Annotated in this window: 21 protein-coding genes; 11 read left to right on the forward strand and 10 right to left on the reverse strand. The window is 39.2% G+C overall.

The annotated features are described in order from the left end of the window. Nucleotides 1-60: 60 nt before the first annotated feature. From PMAN_RS07895 to PMAN_RS07905, 3 genes are all read right to left on the reverse strand, one after another. Complete coding sequence (locus tag PMAN_RS07895; protein ID WP_010557374.1) at nucleotides 61-1059, reverse strand: branched-chain amino acid aminotransferase; 999 nt, start codon at nucleotides 1057-1059, stop codon at nucleotides 61-63. A gap of 209 nt (nucleotides 1060-1268) precedes the next feature. Beyond that, on the reverse strand, nucleotides 1269-2321 hold the full coding sequence (locus tag PMAN_RS07900) for a fatty acid desaturase family protein (RefSeq protein ID WP_008127423.1): 1053 nt from the start codon (nucleotides 2319-2321) through the stop codon (nucleotides 1269-1271). Further along, a complete protein-coding gene (locus tag PMAN_RS07905; protein WP_010557373.1) occupies nucleotides 2318-3361 on the reverse strand; it encodes a ferredoxin reductase in 1044 nt (347 codons plus the stop codon). Before PMAN_RS07905 ends, PMAN_RS07900 begins: the two co-directional genes overlap by 4 nt. 393 nt (nucleotides 3362-3754) lie before the next feature. Here PMAN_RS07905 and PMAN_RS07910 point away from each other — a divergent pair, with 393 nt between their 5' ends. From PMAN_RS07910 to PMAN_RS07935, 6 genes are all read left to right on the forward strand, one after another. Next, nucleotides 3755-4918, forward strand: coding sequence for a PQQ-dependent sugar dehydrogenase (locus PMAN_RS07910; RefSeq protein ID WP_010557372.1), 1164 nt, complete (start codon nucleotides 3755-3757; stop codon nucleotides 4916-4918). Nucleotides 4919-5061: 143 nt separating this feature from the next. Further along, complete coding sequence (locus PMAN_RS07915; RefSeq protein ID WP_010557371.1) at nucleotides 5062-5241, forward strand: DUF6435 family protein; 180 nt, start codon at nucleotides 5062-5064, stop codon at nucleotides 5239-5241. A gap of 535 nt (nucleotides 5242-5776) precedes the next feature. Further along, complete coding sequence (locus PMAN_RS07920) at nucleotides 5777-7123, forward strand: Fic family protein (RefSeq protein WP_010557370.1); 1347 nt, start codon at nucleotides 5777-5779, stop codon at nucleotides 7121-7123. 110 nt (nucleotides 7124-7233) lie between these two features. Continuing rightward, a complete protein-coding gene (locus tag PMAN_RS07925; protein ID WP_010557369.1) occupies nucleotides 7234-8106 on the forward strand; it encodes a hypothetical protein in 873 nt (290 codons plus the stop codon). Between the two features lie 25 nt (nucleotides 8107-8131). Continuing rightward, the gene (locus PMAN_RS07930; RefSeq protein WP_010557368.1) at nucleotides 8132-8626 is read left to right on the forward strand and encodes an ankyrin repeat domain-containing protein; all 495 of its coding nucleotides are present in this window, start codon (nucleotides 8132-8134) and stop codon (nucleotides 8624-8626) included. Nucleotides 8627-8910: 284 nt separating this feature from the next. Continuing rightward, nucleotides 8911-9306, forward strand: coding sequence for a zinc ribbon domain-containing protein (locus tag PMAN_RS07935; RefSeq protein ID WP_010557367.1), 396 nt, complete (start codon nucleotides 8911-8913; stop codon nucleotides 9304-9306). 45 nt (nucleotides 9307-9351) lie between these two features. Here the strand turns inward: PMAN_RS07935 and PMAN_RS07940 are convergent, their stop codons facing one another. From PMAN_RS07940 to PMAN_RS07965, 6 genes are all read right to left on the reverse strand, one after another. After that, on the reverse strand, nucleotides 9352-9795 hold the full coding sequence (locus tag PMAN_RS07940) for a GNAT family N-acetyltransferase (protein ID WP_010557366.1): 444 nt from the start codon (nucleotides 9793-9795) through the stop codon (nucleotides 9352-9354). A gap of 22 nt (nucleotides 9796-9817) precedes the next feature. Continuing rightward, nucleotides 9818-10408 carry a DUF2238 domain-containing protein gene (locus PMAN_RS07945; protein ID WP_010557365.1) on the reverse strand — a complete coding sequence of 197 codons (591 nt, stop codon included), beginning with the start codon at nucleotides 10406-10408 and terminating at the stop codon, nucleotides 9818-9820. A 101-nt stretch (nucleotides 10409-10509) separates the two neighbouring features. After that, nucleotides 10510-11301, reverse strand: a complete 792-nt coding sequence (locus PMAN_RS07950) for an SDR family oxidoreductase (protein ID WP_010557364.1) — start codon at nucleotides 11299-11301, stop codon at nucleotides 10510-10512. A gap of 45 nt (nucleotides 11302-11346) precedes the next feature. After that, the gene (locus PMAN_RS07955; RefSeq protein ID WP_010557363.1) at nucleotides 11347-11850 is read right to left on the reverse strand and encodes an Mpo1 family 2-hydroxy fatty acid dioxygenase; all 504 of its coding nucleotides are present in this window, start codon (nucleotides 11848-11850) and stop codon (nucleotides 11347-11349) included. A gap of 88 nt (nucleotides 11851-11938) precedes the next feature. Further along, on the reverse strand, nucleotides 11939-12340 hold the full coding sequence (locus tag PMAN_RS07960; RefSeq protein WP_010557362.1) for a hypothetical protein: 402 nt from the start codon (nucleotides 12338-12340) through the stop codon (nucleotides 11939-11941). Nucleotides 12341-12515: 175 nt separating this feature from the next. Next, entirely contained in the window at nucleotides 12516-13184 is a 669-nt protein-coding gene (locus PMAN_RS07965; protein WP_008129892.1) for a Crp/Fnr family transcriptional regulator, read from the reverse strand. A 495-nt stretch (nucleotides 13185-13679) separates the two neighbouring features. Between PMAN_RS07965 and PMAN_RS07970 the strand changes: the two genes are divergently transcribed. The 3 genes from PMAN_RS07970 (at nucleotide 13680) to PMAN_RS07980 (ending at nucleotide 19775) form a co-directional block, all read left to right on the forward strand. Further along, the gene (locus tag PMAN_RS07970) at nucleotides 13680-16649 is read left to right on the forward strand and encodes a TonB-dependent receptor (RefSeq protein WP_010557361.1); all 2970 of its coding nucleotides are present in this window, start codon (nucleotides 13680-13682) and stop codon (nucleotides 16647-16649) included. A gap of 95 nt (nucleotides 16650-16744) precedes the next feature. Continuing rightward, nucleotides 16745-18295, forward strand: a complete 1551-nt coding sequence (locus PMAN_RS07975; protein ID WP_010557360.1) for a tryptophan halogenase family protein — start codon at nucleotides 16745-16747, stop codon at nucleotides 18293-18295. Continuing rightward, nucleotides 18288-19775 (forward strand): tryptophan halogenase family protein, encoded by a 1488-nt coding sequence (locus tag PMAN_RS07980; RefSeq protein WP_010557359.1) that lies wholly within the window; start codon nucleotides 18288-18290, stop codon nucleotides 19773-19775. Before PMAN_RS07975 ends, PMAN_RS07980 begins: the two co-directional genes overlap by 8 nt. Before the next feature lie 86 nt (nucleotides 19776-19861). Here PMAN_RS07980 and PMAN_RS07985 read toward each other — a convergent pair whose 3' ends face one another. Continuing rightward, on the reverse strand, nucleotides 19862-22429 hold the full coding sequence (locus tag PMAN_RS07985; RefSeq protein ID WP_010557358.1) for a glycoside hydrolase family 3 protein: 2568 nt from the start codon (nucleotides 22427-22429) through the stop codon (nucleotides 19862-19864). 224 nt (nucleotides 22430-22653) lie between these two features. Here PMAN_RS07985 and PMAN_RS07990 point away from each other — a divergent pair, with 224 nt between their 5' ends. Both PMAN_RS07990 and PMAN_RS07995 read left to right on the forward strand, forming a co-directional pair. After that, complete coding sequence (locus PMAN_RS07990) at nucleotides 22654-23982, forward strand: GH1 family beta-glucosidase (protein WP_010557357.1); 1329 nt, start codon at nucleotides 22654-22656, stop codon at nucleotides 23980-23982. Nucleotides 23983-24014: 32 nt separating this feature from the next. Next, nucleotides 24015-25541 carry an MFS transporter gene (locus PMAN_RS07995; protein WP_010557356.1) on the forward strand — a complete coding sequence of 509 codons (1527 nt, stop codon included), beginning with the start codon at nucleotides 24015-24017 and terminating at the stop codon, nucleotides 25539-25541. Nucleotides 25542-25583 lie beyond the last annotated feature (42 nt).

The raw sequence follows: 25583 nt of genomic DNA on the forward strand, positions 1-25583 counted from the left end.
GCACCAAAAAGCCACCTTAATTAGGTGGCTTTTTGGTGCGAGTAACGTGGGTATTTAACGCTATACCACTTTAGTTAACCATCCATGCTTGTCTTCGCTTTTACCCCATTGAATGTCGTTCAATGCTTGGCGCAGACGTGCAGTAGTTGGCCCAGGCTCTCCTGTACCTACTTTATATTCTTTATCGTTATGAATAAACGTTCCCACTGCAGTTAATACCGCAGCAGTACCTGAAAGCGCAGCTTCTGTGCCTGGTTTTGCAGCACGCTCTAAAAGTTCAGTCACTGTAAAATTACGTTCGCTCACAGTCATGCCTAAATCTTTAGCAATCGTTAAAATACTATTACGCGTTACGCCGTGTAAAAAGGTGGAGTCGAGCGCTTTGGTTATAATTTCGTTGCCATCAATTAAAATAAAGTTTGCAGCGCCCGTTTCTTGTACATCACCACCTGGGCAAAATAATATTTGATCTGCTTGATACTGTTTACGTGCAGCGCTAATTGGGCCAAGTGCACTGGCGTAGTTACCGCCGCTTTTAACCATTCCCATATGAGGTGCACAGCGCATACCGTCTTCTTCAAGTAACACACGTAATGCCGTAGCACCACCAGCAAAATAATCACCTACTGGCGAAAGTAAAGTGTACAACAATGAGCTCATTGAAGGGGCTGCCGCTTTACCAATTGCCGCTTCTGTGCCTATATGTGTTGGGCGAATATACATAGAGCCAGGCGGTAATGGGGTTTCATCGGCATATTGGCGAACAATATCAATAATCATCGTTTTAAGCATTTCGCCATCAAAACTTGGCAAGCTTAAAAGTGCTGAGCTTTGCTGCATACGTGCTATGTTTGCATCCATTCTAAAAATATAAACAGACCCATCTTCATGACGAAATGCTTTTAAGCCCTCAAAACAGGTGCTTGAATAATGAAGAACGTGTGCACCAGCATGAAACTCAAGCTTATCGCATGGAACAACTGAGGTTTCGCTCCATTGATTATCTGAAAAACGAGCTTGAATCATCTGTGGCATAAACACAGTACCAAATGCGGCCATTTTTTATCTCTCTTGTGTGGTCTATTTTTCTCCATTGTATGACAATCACGCATCAATTAACCATAGCTAAAGTAACGGATTTTTAATTAACAATAAGAAAAAACCAAACGCACTGTATGTTTATTAAGCACAACAGCAAAAAACCGGCATATGCGCTTACACATGCCGGTTTATGTTTTAGCTTTTAAAGCGCTTAATGCACCCTATCACTATTTAAATGAGTATCTAATAATTCGCTTTAACACCGAGCCGTATTGTTTAAAAAATCCGCCAGTGTGGTAATCAATCCCGTGCTTTTGCATAACTGCCTGTACCTGAGGTGCCACCTCTTGATATCGCGACGACGGCATATCAGGAAATAAGTGGTGCTCAATCTGGCAGCTCAAATGGCCCGTTAAAATATGAAACCAGTTTGCCCCTTTAATATTAGACGAGCCCAATACTTGACGATAATACCACTGGCCTTGGGTTTCGTTTACGCAGTCTTGTTCTTTAAATGTTTCGGTTTCTTCGGTAAAGTGACCACAAAATATAATTGTTGATGTCCATAAGTTACGAAGCAAATTTGCCACTAAATTACCCGCTAACACCCATAAAAACAGTGGCCCTGCAAGTAATGGGAAGATCACATAATCTTTAATTAACTGGCGAGCGCCTTTACTAAAAAAACGCTGCTTTAAAGTGGCATGCGATACACCCCCTTCACGATTTTCTTTCTTTTTACCTATAAAAACACGCTCTGCTGCCAGCTCATGGTATGACACACCCCACTGAAACAAGACACTTAAATTTATGTAAGTAAAAAACTGCCACACATTTTTAAAACGCCACTTAAAATCATCACTCAAACGTAACAACCCGTAGCCAAAATCACGGTCTTTACCAATAATGTTAGTGTAAGTGTGGTGCTCAAAATTGTGAACCCGATGCCAGCTTTGGCCATCGCAGGCTATGTCCCATTCGTATTGCTGAGAGTTAAGCTGTTTGTCGTTCATCCAATCGTATTGACCATGCATAACATTGTGGCCAATTTCCATATTATCGAGAATTTTAGCCAAAGCCAGTAACAAAACACCGGCAACCCAAAGTAAAGGCTGAATAAATCCAAGCATTAATAGTATTCGCCCACTCCACTCACATAGTCTTTGCTTTCGAACGACAGAGCGAATGTAGTCAGCATCTTTTTGCCCTACTTTAGCAAGCGTATTCATTTTTATAGTATCTAAATCGCTTGCAAGCTGATCAAAGTTTATGTTTTTCATAATTGTAACTCCAAGTCACTCACAGGTTGGCTTATGCAAAGTTGGATTAATTGCTCACCGTTGTCTGACATTTCACCTGTTTTTAAATTACGTACTATTCCCGACTTTTTAATACATTGGCACTGATGGCAAATACCAATTCCGCAGCCACGCTTTACCGGTAATTTTTTAACTTCAAACTGGCTAAGAAGTACATCTTTTCCTTCAACTATATGAGCTTGGCTATTCACCTTTACAGTAAACTGATCTTCATTGTTTACTTTGGGTAACGCTAAACCAAATGCCTCTTGGTAATAATTAAGATCATGTTTTTGAGCAAACGCTTGTACCGTTTGCATAAACCCTAGCGGCCCACAGCAATATATATCTGGATTCTCCCAATGTTTAATATTGCTAGTAATGTCGCTCGACTGCTCACGAGTTAATAATAAAAATGAAAAATGACTAAATTGTGTGGCTAATTCACGCAACTTATCAACACATTGATGTTCGCCCGATTTTGCGTAATACACTAAATTTATTGCTTTAGTTGTTTGCGCTAAATAATCGTCAAGCATTGCTAGCATCGGCGTTATACCAGATCCACCAGCTATTAATGTGGCAGGAGTATGTGTATTTTTAAATACAAACTCACCCGTTGCAGCAGATATGTTGCACCATGTTCCCGCTTTTGCTTTGTTATTTAATAAACCAGTAAATCGTCCTTGTTCGCTTGTTTTAATTAACAAACGTATAAATCCCGTTTCGTTGAAATATTTAACGCTTGAAGCAACTGTAAAAACGCGCGTTAATAATCGTCCATTCATTTCAATGGTCAAACTAACATGCTGCCCTGCGGTATGTGCGGGCCATTGTTTGCTTGGTTTTAGCTGCAAACTCAAAAATTCACCATTTAATGATTCTGAACTCATTAGTTGCGCTCTAAATTGCCCTGCACGCCAAGCAGGTTTAAACACTTGCATTATTGGCTCTATGTAACCTGCAAACGTTTGATGGTGTAAAAACCACGTTGAAAATTGGTTTAATGCCTGCGTAAACATTGTAATAAAATCTCTATATTGGTTTATTGCTCAATGGTTTGCACGAACTGGGTGTTAGCACAAATCAGAACCCTAACTATTTGAGCCTACAAGTGTACGCTCAAACTTCAGCGCACAAGTGTACGCTGAAAATTCAAGTTTTCAACCCTAATAGAGTGTTTATTCCATTATTTTTGTTAAAAACTACGAACAAAAAACAAACTAAACTCAATTTATAAACGTATTCAAAACTAAATAAAATATACTTTACTGAGTGAGCTTACTATTTCTAATACTGTGTGAGTGATATATGTAACTATCTAAAATTAAAGAATTTTCACTTATCGCAACGCTTAGCAAATTTTTACAGCTCGTGCTAACGTAAACCTAATTTGATTAATTTTGGAAAATAACATGCTCAATATAAAATCAAAAAAATATACACATTCTTTTAAGGGTGCCGTGCTAACAGCAGCTTTATTGACGCTGCCTACAATGTCAGTAAATGCAGTTGATTTTAAAAAGCTGCCGAGTTTGCCGCTTAATGTAAAAGCAGTAGACGTTGCAGAAGGTGTAAGTATTCCTTGGGCAATCGAAGCACTACCAAACGGTGATTTATTAATTACAGAGCGAAGTGGACAACTATTTTTATTACGTAAAAACACCTCAACGCTTATTCAAGTAAAAGGATTGCCCGATATAGATGCTAACGGCCAAGGCGGTTTACTTGATTTAGCACTGCATACCGATAATAAAAATAGTCAATGGCTTTACCTTACTTACTCAAGCGCTGAAGGCAAAGGCAGTGGTAGTAACACTGCATTAATGCGCGCAAAATTAAGTGATGACCATACTCAGCTATTAGAGCCGCACGTTTTATACAAAGGTGAGCATAACAGTACAAAAGGTCAGCACTACGGCAGTCGTATTGTGTTTGATAAACAAGGTTATGTTTATTTTTCGATCGGGGATCGTGGCTCGCGCGACCTAAACCCGCAAGATCTTAGCCGTGATGGGGGCAAAATTTATCGTCTTCATTTAGATGGTCGTATTCCAACAGATAATCCCTTTGTTAAACAAACCGACGCTAAACACGCTGTTTGGTCTTACGGACATCGAAACCCGCAAGGTATGTGGTTTGACGCTGAAAATAATCGTCTTTGGGCACATGAGCATGGCCCCCGAGGCGGCGACGAACTTAATTTAATAAAATCAGGATTAAACTACGGATGGCCGGTAGTTAGCTATGGCGTAAATTATAGCGGCACTTCGTTTACAGACCTGCAAACAAAAGACGGCATGCAATCGCCAACATCACAATGGACACCATCTATAGCACCATCAGATATGCTACTTGTCACCAGCGACAAATACCCTAAATTAAAAGGTAAAGTGCTGTTATCGTCTATGAAGTTTTCGTTTTTAAGCGCACTTACGCTTGAAAACGATACGCTAAAAAGCCAAGAAAAAATATTAGAAGGCATTGGCCGCGTAAGAAGCTTAGCTCAAGGTGAAGACGGCTACATTTACTTAGGCCTAGATGGCCAAGGTATTAAACGCCTAGAGCCTGAGCTATAAAACTGTTTAGTAACCGCAGCATAGTAAATAATTCACTTACCTTGTTTTAATTTAACAAGGTAAGCGCCTTACTGCAAAAAGAACTTTTTAGCTATTTGTAGCGTATGGTAGTGCTATCACTTTTATAAAATTAAGCGAGTCCCATGTTTTCGATATTCAAATCAGACCCTACAAAAAAGTTACGCAAAGAGTACGACGCCAAATTAGAACAAGGCATGCAAGCTCAGCGTAAAGGCGACATTAAAAGCTACGCCATGTTAAGCGAAGAAGCCGAAAAAATCTGGAGTGAAATAGAAGCGCTTGAGGCTAAAAAAGCCAAGTGAATTCGTATTAAACGTGTCTACCCGTTTCAAAAGCAGGTAGGCGCGTTTAGCAATTATTCATCACCTCCTTTTTACAGCTACCACCGGTAAAAAATCTACCTTTTTAATAGCCTTACACAAACAATTGTATTTAAAGTAGTTACTTATATTACCGTTGCCATTTTTTAGAGGTGGTAAAATGGTTTAAAAAAGCTTTTGGTTTTCATTTTAAATTTTTAATTACTGCATTTACTTAAACGATGGCGTTTATCCTCCTAAGTCAGAAAGTGAGGACACTTTCCCCTTTTCTGCCTGTTGTTGATTAACAGCCCGACTTAAAGCTTAATACTCGCAATGTGTTACAGGATTTGTTATTGATATTAAAAATAAATAAGAGGACATACATTGCTCATAAAAAGAGGAAAGTGTCCTCTGATAAAGTTGTTATACATCCCTTCAATTTTCGCATTAAAACTCAAATAATAAAATTTGCGTTTTAAATTTTAAGTGGCATACTGATATCAATGTAAAACGCATAAATAAAAAAGTGTAGATTATGGCAAAAGCAAGAGTGGAAAAAGCTCCTGAGCTAAGCATTCCAGAAGACTTTCAATCTATAACTCCCTTTCTTCACAAATATGATGTTACTGATGATGAAGGGAGATACCTTCATTGGAGTCAGCTTAAGTGGAGAGTTCCTAAAGAGGATGCTGAAAACATCTGGAAGACTGTAAAGTTTAAAAGAATGTCGCAGTACAAGTCGCTGACGATTATTGATGAAAATGACAAGCCCTTCTTATACTGTACACCGCATTCCATGGAAGCATTATTATATCAGCTAGTAAAAATCGCAGGCGGAAATGTTGGAGCTGTATCTGACTCTGCGGCTAGTGATAACTTACAAAGTAAATTCTTAGTCTCATCCTTAATTATGGAAGAAGCTATTACAAGCGCACAACTTGAAGGCGCTTCGACTACTCGCGAAGTAGCTAAGAAAATGCTGGAAGATGAAAGAGAGCCAATTGATGAAGATGAGAGAATGATATTAAATAATTATCTTCTATTGAGGTTCGCTGAAAAAAATAAGAAAGAAAAGTTAACATTGGATCTTATTCTCGAGTTTCACAGAATAGCTACAATTGGGACTACAGAGAATAATGTTGTTCCTGGCGAATTTAGAGAAGATAACGATATTTATATTGAAGATGGTGATGGTAATATCGCTCATCAGCCTCCACATTTTGATCTTATTAACGAAAGGCTTCAGAAGTTTTGTGCATTTGCTAATGCTGAACATACAGGCTTGAACGGCTGTGATTTCGTGCACCCAATAATTAAGGCGATAATCCTTCACTTTATGATTGGTTATGAACACCCATTTAGAGATGGAAATGGGAGAACCGCAAGAGCACTGTTTTATTGGTTTATGCTCAAAAGTGAATATACCTTATTCAAATATGTATCTATTAGCAAGCTACTAAAAGAAAAGCCTAAAGAATATGGTATGTCTTATATGTATACAGAGAAGGACTCTAATGATTTAACTTATTTCATTTATTTCCAATTAGATATAATCCTTCATGCTTTTGAAGAATTAAAAACCTATTTAGGCAATAAAACTAGCGAATTTAAGAAAATTGCTGAGATTTTAGAGAAAACCACTTGGGGTAATAAACTAAACTTCATTCAAAAGGATTTAATTAAAAAAGCAGTTAAAGAGCCAGGAAGGGTATTTAGTGCAAAAGAGGTTTCCAATTCGTATACAATTTCAGCAAATACTGCTAGAACCTATTTAGCAAAACTGGCCGAACTCAAGCTATTCCTTGCAACGAAAGATGGTAAAACGCTGATTTATATAGCGCCTTCGGATTTACTTTCGAAACTGAATAGTGGGAATGTATAACAAAAAACTCAATCAGAAAACTACTCACAGGCTTCGACAAAACGTTCGCGTTTGCCGCTTAGCTTAAGCGTTAGGGGCTGTGGTCTGTTGCATTATTTAAGGATTAAGAATTGATTGAAAAAATAGGACATATAAAGAACCCTTTGACGGTAATTGCGATGTTTGCAGCTATAGCAGAAATCAGTGGGACAGGTGTTTTACCTTTTATCGAGCCGGAAAATCAAGGTATCTACATTTGGTTTCTGATTTTCTTTCCAGTGTTTCTTGTCGGCACCTTTTTCTTAACTTTGAATTTTAATCACAAGGTATTGTACGCACCTTCCGATTATAAAAATGAAGATAACTTTTTTAAGTCTTTTGGTAAGGCAACAACCCAAGAAAAAGAAGAGAAGCTAAGGGAAGAAGTTGAAGAAGTTGGAGAAGCACCAGAAGATAGTTCTTCTGCTGAACACGATGTTCCGAATAATGCAGAATCAGATCCAGCTGAACCAGAAAGTAAAGCTGCCTTACTAGGAGGAACTGCGACATTTGTAACTAATTCGGAACGTCACGCAGACCTTATGGCTAATGTATCTTTAGCTGAGAAACTATCCATCATAAAACTATCAAAAGATTTGGGGCTTGAATTCAGAACTGATGTTCGGTTTGAAACTCCAAGCAATCGAAAAATTATATTTGATGGCTTAGCTTTAGTTAAAGATAAAATACATGCGGTTGAAGTCAAACTGTTTAGAAACGAACATATTAACCTTTCGAGGATAGATAAAGTCTTGCTTGAAGCAGAAATAATGGCAAGCCAAATGAAAGGCATTTATTCAAAAGAGTTAGTAATTCATTTTATGGCTGTTATAGATAACTCGACAGTTGATACCAACAAAGTAAGAGAGCAACTTGCAAGATACTTGGATAGATACAATGTCAAAGTTAAGTTACATGTTGTTAAATTAAATGATTTAAAAAATGAGTATCAGTATCACCCCTAACAAGCTGTTGAACTAGGAAAGTGCAGTGAAAAAACTCATCAATATTGTCTTGTTACCTGTAAGTGTTTTGGGTGTTCTCATTTACTCATTCCTTAATCAAGAATTCGGATATCACCTTCATTACATTGGCCAGAAAGACACAATAAAAGGCTCATTAAGTGAGTTATGGTTAGAGTCTTGTCCTGACATTCCAGAAAATGATGCTGAGCCTAATTCACTATTAGGTGCAGTTGTGGCAGGCCGCGAAGTTTTAAATACAAAATTTCATTACGTTCTGAGTACAATGATTAATTGCGGGGCTGACATTGAGCAAAGAGATAGTATCGGTTTTACAGCTTTACATGCGGTAATTTTGTACTCTGATCCTATTGCAGTTAAAAAATTGTTGGATCTTGGGGCAAGCAAAGATACCAATTTAAGCCACGATGCAGCCAAAAAGTATGGAAGTATTAATTCCTTAAGTTTTGTCACTCTATCTAAAAACCCAAAACAAGAAATATTAGAATATTTGGCAAAGTAGCCCTAGCAAGAATACCAAGGCTCGTAAACTCGCTCGGACAATTAACAATGGGCTATTGTCGCTGCGCTCAATAATTTTAGCCTATTATTAATAGCTGCTTATGCGGGCGTTGAAGCTCTAGAGTTACTCATTTTTAAGAAAATTAGCCTGTTTTATGGGTTCCAAATAGCATTACCTAATGCTTTAAAAACATTTAGAGTTAATTACAGGAACCCTTTTTAATTGAATTTGGCTGTTGGAGCTACTCTACAGTCTTGTTATAAGCCCTAAATAGAATCGAGTTTATGTCTCTGTTAGTTTGTAAAAAATGTAATTCAACAATTGCCCCAAAGGTTAAAACACCCAACGCTAGGGAACGAAATTATGTTTGTCCTGTTTGTGGTACTTCAATTAATACATTTAAGATTATTAATTATGTAATTGGCCTTACTGTTTTGTTCACGCTTTGGGTTATTTCATTTTTCTCTCATCATATAATTGAGGGGAATTTTAAGTTGAATCAAGAGAATCAATTATCATTAATAGCCGTTATTGTACTAGTAACCTTTATTGGCTACGTTACTTACAGGCGCTCCAAGGAAGCTGAAAAATCTAAAAAGTGGGTGCTATTTGGTAGTATTGCAGGGTTATTACTTTTAAATGAAATTCATACAGCAGCTTTAAGAGTTTGGGGCCTGTAAGGAGTTTAAAAGAATCATTGCTCTTCCCCCCCTTTACTATACCTCTCAAGTATTTCCCTCATACACATTCTCAGGATTTATTTGCATTAACAGTGCGGGGTTATCTATCGGTTTAAACCCGTATTGTGCATAAAGGCCATGCGCATCCGATGTGGCTAATAAAAAGCGCCTTAGGCCTTGTAGCTCAGGGTGTTCCACTATTGTTTTAATGAGTAATTTGCTTAGGCCACACCCTTGTAGGTGCGGGGTAATAAATACATCTGCCAAGTAGGCAAAAGTAGCGTTGTCGGTAACTACCCGTGCAAAACCAACTTGCTCGTTATTAGGGCTATACACGCCAAAGCACATTGAGTTATCAATCGCTTTTTGCATCACACTTTTAGGTATGCCTTTTGCCCAGTAACTATTAGCAATAAAATTATAAATAACGTTAAAGTTAAGCTTAGACTTGTCTGTACTAATTGAGTAGTTGTGAGGTTGTTGAGTCATTTTTAACTATCCAGTGTAGTATTTAATAGTTTTTTACATACTTTAACTGTGTATCGTGTAGTTTTGAAAGCAGCAGTAACGAGCAAATTGCACCAAATAACGCTAATGCCATATCTGACTGTGTATCCCACACATACCCTTGCGTCCCTAAAAATGCTTCAGCGTTTTCACCGGTCAGTACTGCTACCCACCACTCTATTAATTCGTAAAACGCACTAAACGCCAAACTGACAGATATAACAAATAAAGTTAACCAACCTCGGCCATTTACAACTTGCTTTCGTAGCAGTATTTCGCGCGCTAGCAAAGCGGGTACAAATCCCTGAAAAAAGTGCCCTACTTTGTCATAGTTATTGCGTTCGCTGCCAAATAAATTATCAAATAAAGGTACTTCTGCGTAGGTATAATGACCACCTATCATCAGCACAATACAATGCACTAAAATAAAAAAGTACAATAAAGAGGTTAATTTAAAGTATTTGTACGTGCTTGCTATTAGTGCTAAACCAATCATTGCGGGAATAACTTCAAGTAACCAAGTAAATTGATCTTTAGGGTTAATGCCAGACCAAATTAATACACCAAAAAAAAGGCTTAGCCATGCAAATTTCACGAGTATCCTTACCTTATTTATTTAATTTTAATACAGTCTACCTTTTCAATATTAATAAAACCACCGCCTGTTATTTAGCTTAATTAATAGTAAAAGTGCAATTATCTGTAGTTAGTTTTAGCTGTTAATCGATTAAATAAATTAGGAAAAAATCGTTTTATCGTTGGTGCCCAACCACTTAATCCTTGCCCAACAATAACTTCGTCTTTTTTGTTAGCAATCGCTTTAATCATTTTTTCAGCCGCACAGGATACTGCCATGCCGTTTTCAATTGATTCTTCGGGTTTATTTTGTGCGACGCCCTGCTCGTTTAACGAGTTATGTGCAATCGCTGTTTTAATCGAACCTGGGCAAATCGTTAAGCAATTAATATTGTGCTCTGCTACTTCTGCTCGTAGGCAATCCATAAAGCCCACTACCGCATATTTTGAGCCTGAATAACCCGTTCTAAACTTTGAGCCAACTTTTCCTGCCACACTGCTAATAGCCACGATTGAACCGCTTTTTCTTGCAACCATTGAAGGTAATATCGCTTTTGTCAGTGCTATTAAACCAAAATAGTTAACCTCCATAAGCTGGCGGTATACGTTAAAGTCGTTTTCTAAAAATAAACTGCGCTGCGACACCCCGCCGTTATTAATTAAAATATCGATAGAAGGTAAAGTGTGCAGTAAATCAGTAACCTGAGTCAAAACAGCCTCAGGCGCTGACAAATCAAGCGGTATAATTAAATGCCCATCACCTTCAAGCGTTGCTTTTACTTCGGTGAGCTTTTCAACATTGCGGGCAGATAAAATGACGCGTGCGCCTTGCTTTGCAAATTGAACCGCAAGCTCCTTGCCAATGCCTGACGATGCACCTGTGATCCACACTGTTTTATTATTAAAATTCATAGGCACCTCTTTGCTCAATGAAGCTTTTGATTTAAGTAAGTGAATTTACGCCTTTGTTGGCCCTGCAATATTGTTCACTTCAATTTCGAGCTGTTTGTAAAAGCCCATTAAAAATAGTAATTCTACAGTTACATACAATGGGCCAATAATTAAGCCAATTAAATCATCAACAAACGCGGGCTTTTTGCCTTCATAATAATGTCCAATAAATTGCAACACCCAACCAAACACAAATACGCCCACGCCAATACTTAACCAAGGCCAAAATGTCATAGCTGCTATAGGCTCAGCAGCAAACAGCAATGCAGTAAACAATATAGCCATAATTAAACCCAGCGATAGACTTAACATGAAGTAATAAATTACCGAAGCTAAAACAAATATTTGGGCAGCATTAATAACAACGCCACCAAGGGGTATTTCAATGCGAGCAAGTAAACATAAAACGGCAAATACAATAAGTGGGATACCAAAAAAATGAGTAAGCACATTGCGCTTAGAGCGGTGATATAAACCATATTTTCCCAGTTGTTGTTGAAGTGTTTGCATTGTGTATTCCTCAATAAATATTTAGCTAAGCACTAAACATAACAAATAAACGCGTAACAACAATGTCATCTACCCGACACTTACAAATTTAAGCTAACGCCGAAATAATACTTCCCTTTTCTCGTTCTGGTTGGGTATCCATTCGTTCACGTCCATTTTGATACTCCTGTTCGAGCATTTTTTGTAGTTCGTCCATTTTTTTGTTAATTGAATCACTGTCAGCGCCTTGCTTTTGTAACTGCTCTGATAACTCTTCTATTAATGCTTTTATCTCTGCTATTTTGTCTTTATCGATACCTAAACGTTGGTATACCAATGCCTCTTGAGCATTTTGTAAAAAATTATTAGCAATCTTTGGCTCATTAAACTCTTTCGGTTGTTGGGTGGTTTGTTGGATGGGGACATCTGTTGCCGCACTCTTATTTATTAATGCCGCATTAGTGTCACTTACATAGCTACTATATTGATTTATGTAAGAAGTTACCATCATTAGCTTAAATCCATTGCTGCAAAGTATTATCTGTAGCAATTTTGGTTCCAAAAAATAGTGAAAATAAACTAAGTTAAAGCTAGGCAACCAAAAATCTGGTTAAACAATTTAGGGTTTGTTTTTATTTGGCCAAAAATTTAAATTTTAACTGAAGGTTTATTGCACAACGCTTGAGTTAACTAGCAAGCGCCTGCAGTTTACTTACATCCAACACTGTAATGCACTGATACCCCAAACTAATGGCATTTTTTTTAACCAGTTTTTGTAGTATTTGATTTATGGTTTGCCGTGTTAAATAGGTCATATCCGCTAATTGTTGCTGAGACAACGCCAATGGCGCTGAAAAATTAGTTTGCTCACTCAGCATTAATAATCTGTTACATACCTTTTGCTCTGCACTGTGCAATGCATGATCTTCCATCGAAGAAAACATAAGCCGTAATTTTTGTGCTAATAATAAACCAAACTCCTGCCAATACTCAGGGTGTTTACTTAATAGTTGCTCTAATGATCGTTGTGGTACATAAAATAACTGAGCGTCAGTTTGTGCGTAAACGTCATGGGTTCTTAAGCCTTTATCAAATAACGTTACTTCACCAAACCATAACGATGCATCTATGAAACTCAAAACGGCCTCTTTACCATTACTATTTACGCCACTAATTCGCATAACCCCACTTAAAACAACGTATATTCCATCATGCGCATCGCCACGTAAAAATAGCGCTTGTTGGGCTTTCAAAGTGAGTATTTTACCGTGAGCTAATAAAAACATTTTTAGCTTGGGGCTACGATTTTTAAACCATTGCCCTTGCTCTATTACTGCTTGCTGATGCGCTTTCATGGTACCTCTTTAACAATCGTACTCACTTTTTGGAACCCAACGATATTTGCTAATTTCAAATAATTCATTAAATTTGATTGCTCCGTTTTTAACTGTATTTCAACTTAACATTATTTGTTAATTTACTTGCACAATAACTCGAATTTATGACAATCCACTCAGATATATCAAGGGTCTAATCATTACATGTTGCGAGATTCAATTACTAGCACCACTTTTAAAGCATATTAATTTGGCATAATTTTAATGCAGTTTAACCAACCTCTTCACTCACAGTATAAATTACATTTTTCGAACAAATATATTTCATTTTATTAAAACATTAGTTGATCCTTCTATGAAATTGGTCTAGCATTTCTGGAAGCGCTTCCACATAGGTGATTTTTAATTTCCTTTTCTGGAAGCGCTTCCACACATTTGACAATGTTAACATTTACACAATAACAGCCTCATACAAGCTGTTAATAATAATGATAAAAGTACGAGGGAAACCGAATGGCTAACCATATTGTAAGAAAAACAAAGATAGCAACCAGCCTATCTTTGATTTTAAGCGCATCTGTATCTTTACCGTTGCTTGCACAAGAAGAAGCAAATCAAGACGTTGAAGTAATTCAGGTCACCGGCTTTAAAAGTAGCATTAAAGAATCAACTCGATTAAAACGTGATGCCGCAGGTGTGGTAGACGCCATTTCTGCTGAAGATATTGGTAAATTTCCCGATACCAATTTAGCCGAATCGCTACAGCGTATTACCGGTGTGTCGATTGATCGCTCAAACGGTGAAGGGTCTAAAGTGACCGTTCGTGGTTTTGGTCCCGATTACAATATGGTAACCCTAAATGGTCGCACAATGCCTGCTGCATCTCTTCCTGCAGGTGGCGGCACTCCCAATTCTCGTGCATTTGATTTTGCTAATTTGGCATCTGATAGCGTTAAATCAGTTGAAGTTTATAAAACAGGTAAAGCAAGTATTGCCTCTGGTGGTATTGGTGCAACTATTAACATTAACACTGCCCGGCCACTCGACAACCCTGGATTTATTTCAAGTATTGGTGTTAAAGCACTTCACGATACAACTAATCGCGTAGGCGATGACATTACACCTGAGCTTTCGGGTATTATTAGCTGGACCGACAGCGACGCTAAATTTGGCGCATCGTTAACGGCAAGCATGCAACAGCGCGATAGCTCATCAACAGGTGCATTTGTAAATCAGTGGAATACATCGGCTTTTGACGGCACTATTCCTCAAGCAGCTGACGATATTGTTTTAACTAACGCACCAGAGATTGGCCAGCTTTATTCAATGCCATCAGATTTACGTTATACCATAGCCGACAGAGAGCGTACGCGTACAAATGCGCAATTAACATTTCAGTACAGCCCAATTGATGATTTAACAGCCACACTTGATTACACCTACTCTAAACAGGATTTATTTGAAGCACGTGCTGAGCAGTCTCTTTGGATGGACAATTACAAAAGTGCGCTAACCTTTGATGACAACACCGTTAAAACACCTGTCTATTACCGTGAAGAGCGCCGCGATCTACAAACGCGTGATTTAGGTTTAGCATTTCAAGAGTTAAATCAGGTAAATAAAAACGATTCAATCGGCTTAAATGTAGAGTATTACTTTAACTCTGAGTTGAGCTTTATGTTTGATGCACACAATTCAAAAGCCACCAGTAAACCTGATGCACCATACGGCAGCTGGGTTAATGCAGGCCTTGGTGCAAATGTTATTAATGCACAAGAAGTAGACTTTAGCCGCGAACTTCCTTCTATGAATATAGATTTTAACGACTGTCGACGCGCTAACTTAAACTGTAACAATACGCTCGACCCTGCAGATGTAGGTACCTCGATATTAGACTCTAATTTTGCAAGCCAAGAATCTGAAGTGAACGAATTTAGGCTTCATGGTAAATATGAGCTGGAAAACGGTGTAATTGACTTTGGCGTAGAATCTCGCTCTATGGAAAGCCATTCACTTCAGTCACTTACTCGTAACACAATGGGAAATTGGGGAGTTGAAAACCCTGGTGAATTACCTGACGGTTATTTAAATCCTACCAACTTTTTAGCTGAGTTTGACGATTACGATACGTCTGGTTCATTTAATCAAGGCTATACGGGCAGCGCTTCACAAATAGGTTATTGGGCAGGCGAGCAATATGGATTTAACTTCGCAGCCGATGGCGCTTTTGCTACAAACCGCACCATAGAAGAAGATATTACTGCGGCCTTTGTTCAGTTCACTTATACTGGTTATTTTAATGACATGCCTTACAACATCGTTGTTGGCGCACGTCACGAGTCAACTGATATTACTTCAACTGCTAATATTGACCTGCCAAATGCCATTGCTTGGGAAGGCAACAACGATTTTAACGTACGCTTTGGCTCAGATAAGCAAGATTTCACACTAAAATCTAGTTACGATCATTTTTTACCCAGCTTAGACTTTGACATAGAAGTAATCGAAAACGTAAAAGCGCGCTTTTCTTACAGTACAACGATCGCCCGTCCAACGTATGATAACTTAAGTTCTGCCGCTACTGTCGGTGTACCGGGAGCACCAACCTTATTGCCTGGTTCGTCACCAGCAACAGCGTCAACAGGTAATCCTGGTTTAGTGCCGCTTGAGTCAGATAACATTGATGTATCGGCAGAATGGTATTTTGCAGAAACAAGTTATGTATCGGTAGGTTACTACACAAAAGATATCGAAAACTTTATTGGTTTAACGCCAATGACACAAAATTACTATGGTTTACGCGATGCAACTGCGGGCCCTCGCGCGCAAGCTGCCATTGCAGAACTTGAAGCCCGTGGGCTTGCTGTTACAGATTCAAACTTATTCCAAATGGTTGCGGCTACCGAAAATGGGGTAGATTTTGATTCTATGACTTACGAAGAATTTGAAGCGGCGTACGATGTTATTGCTAACAGCGATGATCCACTACTCGATTTTACTGCACAAGTACCAACCAATAATAAAAGCGCCACCATAGATGGTTTTGAAATTGCATTTCAACACTTTTTTGGTGAAAGCGGTTTTGGCGTTCAAGCAAACTACACTACCGTTAATGGCGATATAGACTTTGATGTAAATGCTAGCCCTTCTACAACGCAGTTTGCACTGGTGGGGCTAAGCGATACAGCCAACTTTATTGCCATGTACGAAAACGATGACTTTCAAGCCCGTGTTGCCTATAACTGGCGGGATAAGTTTTTAAATAGTGCTGCGCGTTACGTTAACGAACCTGGTTTTACTGAAGAGTATTATCAAATCGACTTTAACGTTGCTTACAACTACAGCGAACAGCTTTCGTTTTTTGTTGAAGGTATAAATATTACTGAGCAAAACAGCCGCGAACATGGCCGTACATCAGTGCAATTATGGAACTTACAACAACTAGGCGCACGCTACAATATTGGTATGCGTTACAACTTCTAAAGGTAATACCAAGCAAAGCCGTTAGTTATTACTAGCGGCTTTTTTGTATTTAAAACGATATAGTTTACGTGTTATCAAGTTTAGGGTTTTAACTCATGACCAAACCAATAAAAAAAATAGTCATTTTAGGTGGTGGTACAGCCGGCTGGCTAAGTGCGGGTTTATTAGCTGCTGAGCATCCACATTTGAGTGTCACGTTAATTGAGTCAGCAAACGTACCAATACTAGGTGTAGGCGAAGGCACGTGGCCTTCAATGCGTAATACGTTACAGCGTATTGGCATTAAAGAAATTGATTTTATAACCCAGTGCGATGCCACCTTTAAGCAAGGTTCTAAATTTATAAATTGGCGCAACCTAAATAAGGGAGAAAACTACTACCACCCTTTTATGGACCCTCAAGGCTACGAGCAAACCAATTTACACGCAAATTGGCAACGTATTGCACCTAACCAAAAGTTTGCTGACGTTGTTAATATGCAAAGTTTTGTATGCCAAGCAGCACTTGCGCCAAAACAATTACAAACACCCGAATACGCAGCAGTCACCAACTATGGCTATCATTTAGAGGCAGGTAAATTTGCCGAGTTTTTAAAAAACCACGGTGTTAAAAACTTAAATGTTACACATATTACTGACGATGTAACCCACGTTATTAACGACGAGCATGGCTATATTGCCTCATTAAAAACAAATAAAAATGGCGATATAACAGGTGATTTATTTATAGATTGCTCAGGCTCTCGTGCTCGCTTAATTGGTGAGCATTTTAATAGTGAGTTTATAGCGCAAGATCATATTTTATTTAATAACAGCGCTGTTGCAGCGCAAGTACCTAATGCACACATCAATCAGCCAATTGCCTCTGCAACGCTCTCTACTGCGCAAAGTAACGGCTGGATTTGGGATATAGCCCTGCCAACACGCCGTGGCACAGGTTATGTATTTAGTAGTCAATATCAAAGCGATGAAAGCGCAACTGATACTTTAAAAAGCTACATAGCTAAAAGTACTAGCGAGCAACAAACTGAGCAGCTTAATTACCGTGTATTAAAATTCAGCCCAGGGTACAGACAAAAGTTTTGGATTAAAAACTGTGTTGCCGTGGGTATGTCGGCTGGATTTTTAGAGCCACTTGAAGCCTCTGCACTTGCCATGGTTGAACTTTCAATTAGTATGCTGAGCGAGCAACTACCACAAAACCGCACGCATATGAGCCAACTTGCAAATCGCTTTAACGACCGTTTTAGCACGCGCTGGCAACGTGTTGTCGAATTTTTAAGACTCCATTATGTTTTAAGCGAACGAGACGATACCCCTTACTGGCAAAATATTCGGGATTTAACAACTGCACCAGAGCGCCTACAAAACTTACTTAAACTTTGGCAATTTCAGCCCCCTAGCCGCTTTGACTTTATTGAAAACGAAGAAGTATTTTCATCAAGTAGTTATCAGTATATTTTATACGGCATGGGCTTTAATACACAAACACCTCAAGCACACAATGCGTTTACCAGCGCTCAAGCTGGCGATTATTTTTATCAGCAAAACCGTGAAAAAATAGCGCAATACTTAAAAGGCTTACCGAGTAACCGCGCGCTTTTAAATGATCTTTTATCTAATAATAGGCAGCCACATAATGACTAAAACAAATGCTGTTAAAAATGTAGTAATAGCGGGAGGCGGCACTGCAGGCTGGATGGCTGCGGCTGCACTTGCAAAATTAATTGGCGAAAATATACACGTTACCCTTGTTGAATCTGACGATATTGGCACTGTAGGCGTTGGCGAGGCAACAATTCCGCCTATTCGTACGTTTCATAAATTGCTAGGTATAAACGAGCAAGCTTTTATGAAAGCCACTCAAGCAAGCTTTAAATTAGGTATTAGCTTTGAAAACTGGGGCGATGAAAACACGCGTTATATTCACTCATTTGGCGCAACAGGCAAAGAATGTTGGGCGGGTGAGTTTCATCACTTTTGGCTACAAGGCAAAACTTTAGGAATAAACAACCCTTTTGGCGATTACTGTTACGAGCTGCAAGCGGCTAAAGCCGGTAAATTTGCGTTTAACCAACAAAACCCTATTAACTACGCCTACCATATGGATGCTACCCGCTACGCGCAGTTTTTACGTGAATTTTCAGAGCCATTAGGTGTAAAGCGTGTTGAAGGTAAAATACAAAAAGTAGTAAAAAATGCTAAAACAGGCCACATAGAATCATTACTTTTAAATAGTGGCGAGCAAATAAACGGCGACTTTTTTATAGATTGCACCGGCTTTAGAGGCTTATTGATAGAGCAAGCATTGCATACGGGCTACGAAGATTGGTCGCACTTATTACCATGCAATAGCGCCATTGCAGTACAAACAAAATCAACAAGCGATACCGTATTGCCACTTACCCGCTCTATTGCCCATAAAAGCGGTTGGCAATGGCGTATACCGCTGCAAAGTCGTGTCGGAAATGGGTTAGTGTATTGCAGCCAATATATGGATGACGAACAAGCTAAAGCGTTATTGCTAAATAACATTGAAGGTGAAGCGCTTACTGAACCCCGTGTTATTAAATTTAAAACTGGGCGGCGCTTAAAAGGCTGGAACAAAAACTGCCTTGCGCTAGGTCTTGCTAGTGGATTTGTTGAACCACTTGAGTCCACCAGCATTCATTTAATTATGTCGGGTATTATTCGCTTTATGCGTTTATTTCCGTTTAATGGCATAACCAATCACGCCATTGATGAATACAACAAACAACTTAAAAGCGAAATTGAAAATATTCGTGACTTTATTGTGCTGCATTACAAAGTAACTAATCGCGATGACAGCGAATTTTGGCTGCATTGTAGCGCCATGGAAGTGCCAAAAACACTTAAGCATAAAATTGATTTGTTTAAACAAACTGGCCGTGTATTTTTAGACGATGGTGATATTTTTAGAGTCGATTCCTGGGTGCAAGTTATGCTTGGTCAAGGTATTGTGCCTGAACAGCACCACTTAATAGCCAGCATGATGAGCGATGAAGAACTCGCCCGTTTTTTACACGGTATTAAACAGCAAATAGAACAGCGCGTTAGCCAATTACCGCCGCATCATGAATTTTTAAAACACTATTGCCCTGCATAAATCTCCTCTTTAAAAAAGCCCTGAAAAAAGCCCTTAAAAAAGGGCTTTGAGACAACACACAATAAACTTAACTTATAAACACGCTATTACTCACATTTAACCGTGGCGCTATTTGCGCTTTGTGGTTTAAAGCTAATATCTGCAACTGAAACGCTAAGCTCTCCTGCCGTTTTAATAATAAACGGGCTGGTTACTCTGGCAAAATCAACGCCCTTTTTAGCAAAACAGGTTAAATCTATACTCATTGTTTGCCATGTATTTAAGGCTGAATTTTTAAGCTCATTGGTAATATTAAGCTCGCCACCACAGCCTTGCTCGCATTTCATACCTAGTTGCACTTGCTCTGTTGGCATTGTATTTATTTTATAGCTAAAACTAAGCGCTGAATTAGCCTCAATATAAGCTACTTTGTCTTCAGTAAAGTTACTGTTAATTTCGATATAGCTTGTGCTAGAGCCTGTAAAATTAAACGCCATCGCATCTTCTTGAATGGCCTTATCTTCAGTACGATAAGTAATGCCGCCAAGCTTTACACTGTTGCTGGCCACTTGATGCTGCTGGTTATTAGAGTTTAAAAACAAACGCCACGGCGTTTTAAAGCTGCCATTAAATATAGACAGCGGCGCAAGGTTGCTTACATCAACACCTGACTCTTCATTTAGGTTATTGGTAAGGGTACTTTTATCTTTATAGGTTAACCCAAATCCATAAGGTAGTAGCGGTGCATAATGTTCATTGCCCTTGTTTACAGCCGTTTGTAGTGGCGATTTAGGCCAAGAGAACGATAACTTACCTTTAAAGTCATGTTGTACTTGCCCTTGTTTATCGCTTAGTAATACATCAGCAACACCTTGGCCTTCAGTGCCAGGAAGCCATGCAGCTACAAACGCATCAGATGCATTAAGCTCGCTATTAACCCACATGGGTCTGCCCGATATAAACACAGATACAACCGGTATATTTTGCTGTTTTAACGCTTTTAATATTTTAAGTGAGCGTTTATTACCTCGCTCAAACTCAAGGTTATCTTTATCGCCATGCCCTTCTGCGTATGGCTCTTCGCCAAATACAACAATGGCTACGTCGGGTGTAGTATCAAACGTGCCATTTGGGCTTAAAATAGCGTTACCACCAGCAGAGTCTATTTGCGTTTTTAGCCCCGCATAAATAGACGTTGCTCCAGGGAAATCTGCATTTTTATTGTTGGTGCCTTGCCACGTAATGCTCCAACCGCCCGATTGTTTACCAATATTATTGGCCGCATCGCCTGCTACAAGTATATTGCTTGATGGGTTAATCGGTAATATATGGTTATTGTTTTTAAGCAGTACTAAAGACTCTTGCACCGCTTGGCGGGCAATATCACGATGTGCTGGCGCACCAATTAGCGCTAATTTACCTGAGAATTTACGCTTGGCAGGGCTTGGTTTTTCAAATAAACCCGCACGTAATTTAACGCGTAAAATACGTGCAACGGCATCATCTATTCTAGCCATAGGAATAGTACCTGCTTTTACTTGCGCTATTGTATTGTTATAAAGTGGTTTCCAAGCACTTGTAGGCACCATAAAAATATCAAGCCCCGCATTGACTGCTTGTGGGCAGCTTTCGTTAGTACAGCCGGCAACTTGCCCGTGGCCGTTCCAATCTCCTACAACAAAGCCATCAAAACCCATTTTGGTTTTGAGTACATCGGTAAGTAAGTATTTATTGCCATGATTTTTTTTGCCATGCCAGCTATTAAACGACGCCATAACAGACTGACTACCTGCCGTTAAGCCACCTATATAACCTTGCGCATGTATATTGTATAAATCTTTTTCGGTATCAATATTATTACCTTGATCGTCGCCATCCACTGTACCACCATCACCTAAAAAGTGCTTAACAGTGCTAATTACGCGTTTATCACTTAAAAAGTCGCCATCGGCTCTACCTTGTAAGCCATTTACAATAGCGGCTGAATACTCGCGAACAATTGCAGGGTCTTCTGAATAGCCTTCGTAGGTTCTGCCCCAGCGATCATCGCGCACTACAGCTACGGTAGGTGCAAATACCCAATCAATTCCTGTAGCCATTACTTCTACCGCTGTTGCCGCTGCAATTTGCTCTATAAGCGCAGGGTTATTAGCAGCACCCAAACCAATATTATGTGGAAATAACGTCGCACCAATGACGTTATTGTGTCCATGTACGGCATCGGTGCCCCACATGGTAGGGATTTTACTGCCATCAAGCGTATCATCAACCGATGCTTGATACATACTCTCTGCAAGCGCTATCCAGTCAGCAGGAGTAGCATGCTTATTAGCATCAGGAAAAGAGCCTCCACCATTTAAATAAGATCCAAACCCATATTTGCGCATATCTTCAACGGTTATATCGCGAATTTCTGGTTGGATCATTTGCGCTACTTTTTGCTCAAGCGTCATCGACTTTAAATAACCAGCAATTGTATTTTCAATCTCGGCACTTTTTTGTACTTTGTTTTTAAGTGTTGGCCAAAGTGTTATATCGCCCTGCTCATGCTCCGAGGCGTTAGTATGATTGTTACTAACTTGCGTTTGCTGTTTATTACAGGCTGTTAAAACGCATATTCCTCCCACTAAAAGGAAAAGAATTTTTAATGCTTTTGTGTTTAAGCTTTTTTTCATTGTTATGGCCCTGTGTTGTCTGGGTGTGTTTTTATAATGTAATTTGCTTATTTAAATATAACTATTGACCTGTTAAACAATAGCCACTAACCTAAATATGGAAGCGCTTCCTGAAAGTTATTAAATACTATACCCGGCGATTAATCAAATTAATTATGGAAGCGCTTCCAACTTTAACTTTATAAAAGCAAATTTACTAAAAATAAAGCAGGGGTTTTCGCTTAATGAAACAATTATCTTTACCTAGTGGCTCACCACTTTTAGCCAAACACTTTACTTACGGTGTGGCCACAGCGTCTTTTCAAATTGAGGGTGGCGCAGCAGATCGTCTCCCCTGCATTTGGGATACCTTTTGTAGTAAAGAAGGTAAAATTGCTGATAATTCAAATGGCGATGTAGCCTGCGAGCACTACACTCGTTGGCAAGACGATATAGATTTGATTGAGTCGCTAGGTGTAGACGCCTACAGGCTTTCTATTTCTTGGCCGCGTGTGATGACCAAAGCTGGCCATTTAAACCCTGAAGGGGTTAAGTTTTACACCGATATTTTAGATGAGCTAAAACGTCGTAATATCAAAGCATTTGTTACTTTGTACCACTGGGATTTACCACAACATATTGAAGACGAAGGCGGTTGGCTTAACCGAAACACGGCTTACGAATTTGCACATTACGCAGACTTAATTACTCAAGCCTTTGGTGAGCGAGTACATTCTTACGCAACACTAAACGAGCCATTTTGTAGCTCTTATTTAGGTTACGAAATTGGCGTACATGCACCCGGTATTGTAGGTCGAGAACACGGGCGAAAAGCTGCCCATCATTTACTACTTGGCCACGGATTAGCGATGCAAGTGCTTGCTAAAAATAGCCCTAATTCACTCAACGGTATTGTGCTTAACTTTACGCCTTGCTACTCAGTTACCCAATGCGAAGAAGATTTAAACGCCACTGCATTTGCTGATGACTACATAAATCAATGGTATATGCAGCCAGTAATGCAAGGTCAATACCCTGATATTATTAACCAATTACCTAAAGCCCAGCGCCCTGATATTTTACCAGGCGATATGGAAATTATTGCACAGCCACTTGATTATTTAGGTGTGAATTTTTATACCCGTATGCATTATCAAGCAAGCGAAACAGACTTTTATCATGAGCTGCCACACAAAGCCCCAATGACCGATATTGGCTGGGAAATTTACCCTAAAGCGCTTACAGAGTTACTTGTATCGTTAAACGAAAAATACACCCTACCACCTATTTATATTACCGAAAATGGCGCAGCCATGGCTGATGAATTTAAAGACGGTGAAGTGAAAGACACCGATCGTATTGAATATTACCAAGAGCATTTAAATGCCCTACATAATGCAACAGCACAAGGTGTTAAGGTAGATGGTTACTTTGCGTGGAGCCTCATGGATAATTTTGAATGGGCAGAAGGGTATTTAAAACGCTTTGGTATAGTACACGTAGACTACAACACACAAAAACGAACTGTTAAAGCCAGTGGTAAAGCGTACACTAAACTCATAACAAGCCGATAAATTAGCGGCTGATAACAATAAGAACACACACTGTGAACAAACTCCCTTTATACGAAAAAGTCGGTTATGCCATGGGTGACGCGGGTGCTAATTTAGTATGGCGCGGCGCATTGGCCTATTTAGCGGTATTTTATACCGACACCTTTGGCATATCGGCTGCAGCGGCCGCCATGCTGTTTTTAGTGGTTAGATTATCTGATGGTGTAACCGATATAATTATGGGCATGATTGCCGATAGAACGCAGTCACGCTTTGGAAAATTTAGGCCGTGGATACTCTACTCCGCGCCCTTTTTAGGTTTATTTATGGTGCTGTGTTTTACCACACCTAACTTTAACGACACCAATAAACTTATCTATGCCTACGTTACTTATATTGGTTTAACACTTGCTTATACAGTCAGTAACGTACCCTACTCTGCACTTATGGGCGTAATGACCCCCGATGACACCGAGCGCACAAAGCTATCAGGATTCAGATTTGCAGGCGCGTTTACCGGCGGGTTATTAGTGATGGGTTTTTTACCCGATTTAGTCGCTTACTTTGGAGGCGGTGATAACGCCAAGGGCTATCAGCTCACTATGTATTTGTTCGCAAGTTTACTTATTGCGCTTATGGTTATTACCTTTGTAAGCACTAAAGAGCGTGTAATAGCCACAGCCTCAGAGCAAGGGTGTTTAAAATCAGAACTGTTTGATTTAACTAAAAACCTACCATTTATAATATTACCTTTGTTATCAACAACACTGTTTTTTTATTATCGCGATTTATACAGCGGATTATTTTTTGCTTTAGTTATGGCGGCAATGACTGTTGTTATAAAAAAACTACTTAATAAAAACAAACAAAACCTAACCGGTTCGCAGCGCGATATGGTCGATTTACTAACAAATAAACCGTGGCTCGTTTTATTGGGTATTGGCTTTTTAACCATGATGTTTAACGGCATAAAATATGGTGTTATTGCCTATTACTTTAAGTACCACGTTGGCAATGAACTGATGGCAGGGCAATATTTTATTGCCTTATTAATAGTATCTATATTTGGTGCACTTGCTACAGGCAAGCTGGCTGAAATTATGGGCAAACGCAATTTATTTATTGCATCGTTGTTGCTAAGCGGCTTATTAACCACTGCATTTTATTGGGTGCCTAGCAATAATATTGTCGCTGTATTTACGTTTGGCTGCGCGGCTGAGTTTTTTGCCGCTATGATGCCTACTTTGTTTTTTAGCATGCTGGGAGATTCTGCCGACTACTCCGAGTGGAAAAATAAACGCCGCGCAACCGGGCTTATTTATTCTGCAGGCACCTTTGTACAAAAAACGGGAGGTGGTTTTGCTGGGGCACTTGTATTAGTGGTACTTGCAAGCTATGGGTATAACGGTATGGATGAGCTTACAATTAACCAAACCCTTCCCGCTATGCAGTTGTTAATGAGCTGGATCCCTGCTGCTTTTGCATTTTTAGGCGCCGCGTTGATGCTTATTTATCCGCTTACACCTGCAATAACCCAAAAAATAACAGAAGATTTAGCAATTAGGCGCAGTAATGTGTAAATTAACATTTAATCACAATTTATGTTTTATAAATTTTATTTA

It is taken from the genome of Pseudoalteromonas marina (assembly GCF_000238335.3).
Lineage (GTDB): Bacteria > Pseudomonadota > Gammaproteobacteria > Enterobacterales > Alteromonadaceae > Pseudoalteromonas > Pseudoalteromonas marina.

What these genes read in the sequence shown, in the direction of transcription:
- PMAN_RS07895 (WP_010557374.1), bottom strand. Translation starts at nt 1,059, where the DNA reads ATGGCCGCATTTGGTACTGTGTTTATGCCACAGATGATTCAAGCTCGT.
- PMAN_RS07900 (WP_008127423.1), bottom strand. Translation starts at nt 2,321, where the DNA reads ATGAAAAACATAAACTTTGATCAGCTTGCAAGCGATTTAGATACTATA.
- PMAN_RS07905 (WP_010557373.1), bottom strand. Translation starts at nt 3,361, where the DNA reads ATGTTTACGCAGGCATTAAACCAATTTTCAACGTGGTTTTTACACCAT.
- PMAN_RS07910 (WP_010557372.1), top strand. Translation starts at nt 3,755, where the DNA reads ATGCTCAATATAAAATCAAAAAAATATACACATTCTTTTAAGGGTGCC.
- PMAN_RS07915 (WP_010557371.1), top strand. Translation starts at nt 5,062, where the DNA reads ATGTTTTCGATATTCAAATCAGACCCTACAAAAAAGTTACGCAAAGAG.
- PMAN_RS07920 (WP_010557370.1), top strand. Translation starts at nt 5,777, where the DNA reads ATGGCAAAAGCAAGAGTGGAAAAAGCTCCTGAGCTAAGCATTCCAGAA.
- PMAN_RS07935 (WP_010557367.1), top strand. Translation starts at nt 8,911, where the DNA reads ATGTCTCTGTTAGTTTGTAAAAAATGTAATTCAACAATTGCCCCAAAG.
- PMAN_RS07940 (WP_010557366.1), bottom strand. Translation starts at nt 9,795, where the DNA reads ATGACTCAACAACCTCACAACTACTCAATTAGTACAGACAAGTCTAAG.
- PMAN_RS07950 (WP_010557364.1), bottom strand. Translation starts at nt 11,301, where the DNA reads ATGAATTTTAATAATAAAACAGTGTGGATCACAGGTGCATCGTCAGGC.
- PMAN_RS07955 (WP_010557363.1), bottom strand. Translation starts at nt 11,850, where the DNA reads ATGCAAACACTTCAACAACAACTGGGAAAATATGGTTTATATCACCGC.
- PMAN_RS07960 (WP_010557362.1), bottom strand. Translation starts at nt 12,340, where the DNA reads ATGATGGTAACTTCTTACATAAATCAATATAGTAGCTATGTAAGTGAC.
- PMAN_RS07965 (WP_008129892.1), bottom strand. Translation starts at nt 13,184, where the DNA reads ATGAAAGCGCATCAGCAAGCAGTAATAGAGCAAGGGCAATGGTTTAAA.
- PMAN_RS07970 (WP_010557361.1), top strand. Translation starts at nt 13,680, where the DNA reads ATGGCTAACCATATTGTAAGAAAAACAAAGATAGCAACCAGCCTATCT.
- PMAN_RS07975 (WP_010557360.1), top strand. Translation starts at nt 16,745, where the DNA reads ATGACCAAACCAATAAAAAAAATAGTCATTTTAGGTGGTGGTACAGCC.
- PMAN_RS07980 (WP_010557359.1), top strand. Translation starts at nt 18,288, where the DNA reads ATGACTAAAACAAATGCTGTTAAAAATGTAGTAATAGCGGGAGGCGGC.
- PMAN_RS07985 (WP_010557358.1), bottom strand. Translation starts at nt 22,429, where the DNA reads ATGAAAAAAAGCTTAAACACAAAAGCATTAAAAATTCTTTTCCTTTTA.
- PMAN_RS07990 (WP_010557357.1), top strand. Translation starts at nt 22,654, where the DNA reads ATGAAACAATTATCTTTACCTAGTGGCTCACCACTTTTAGCCAAACAC.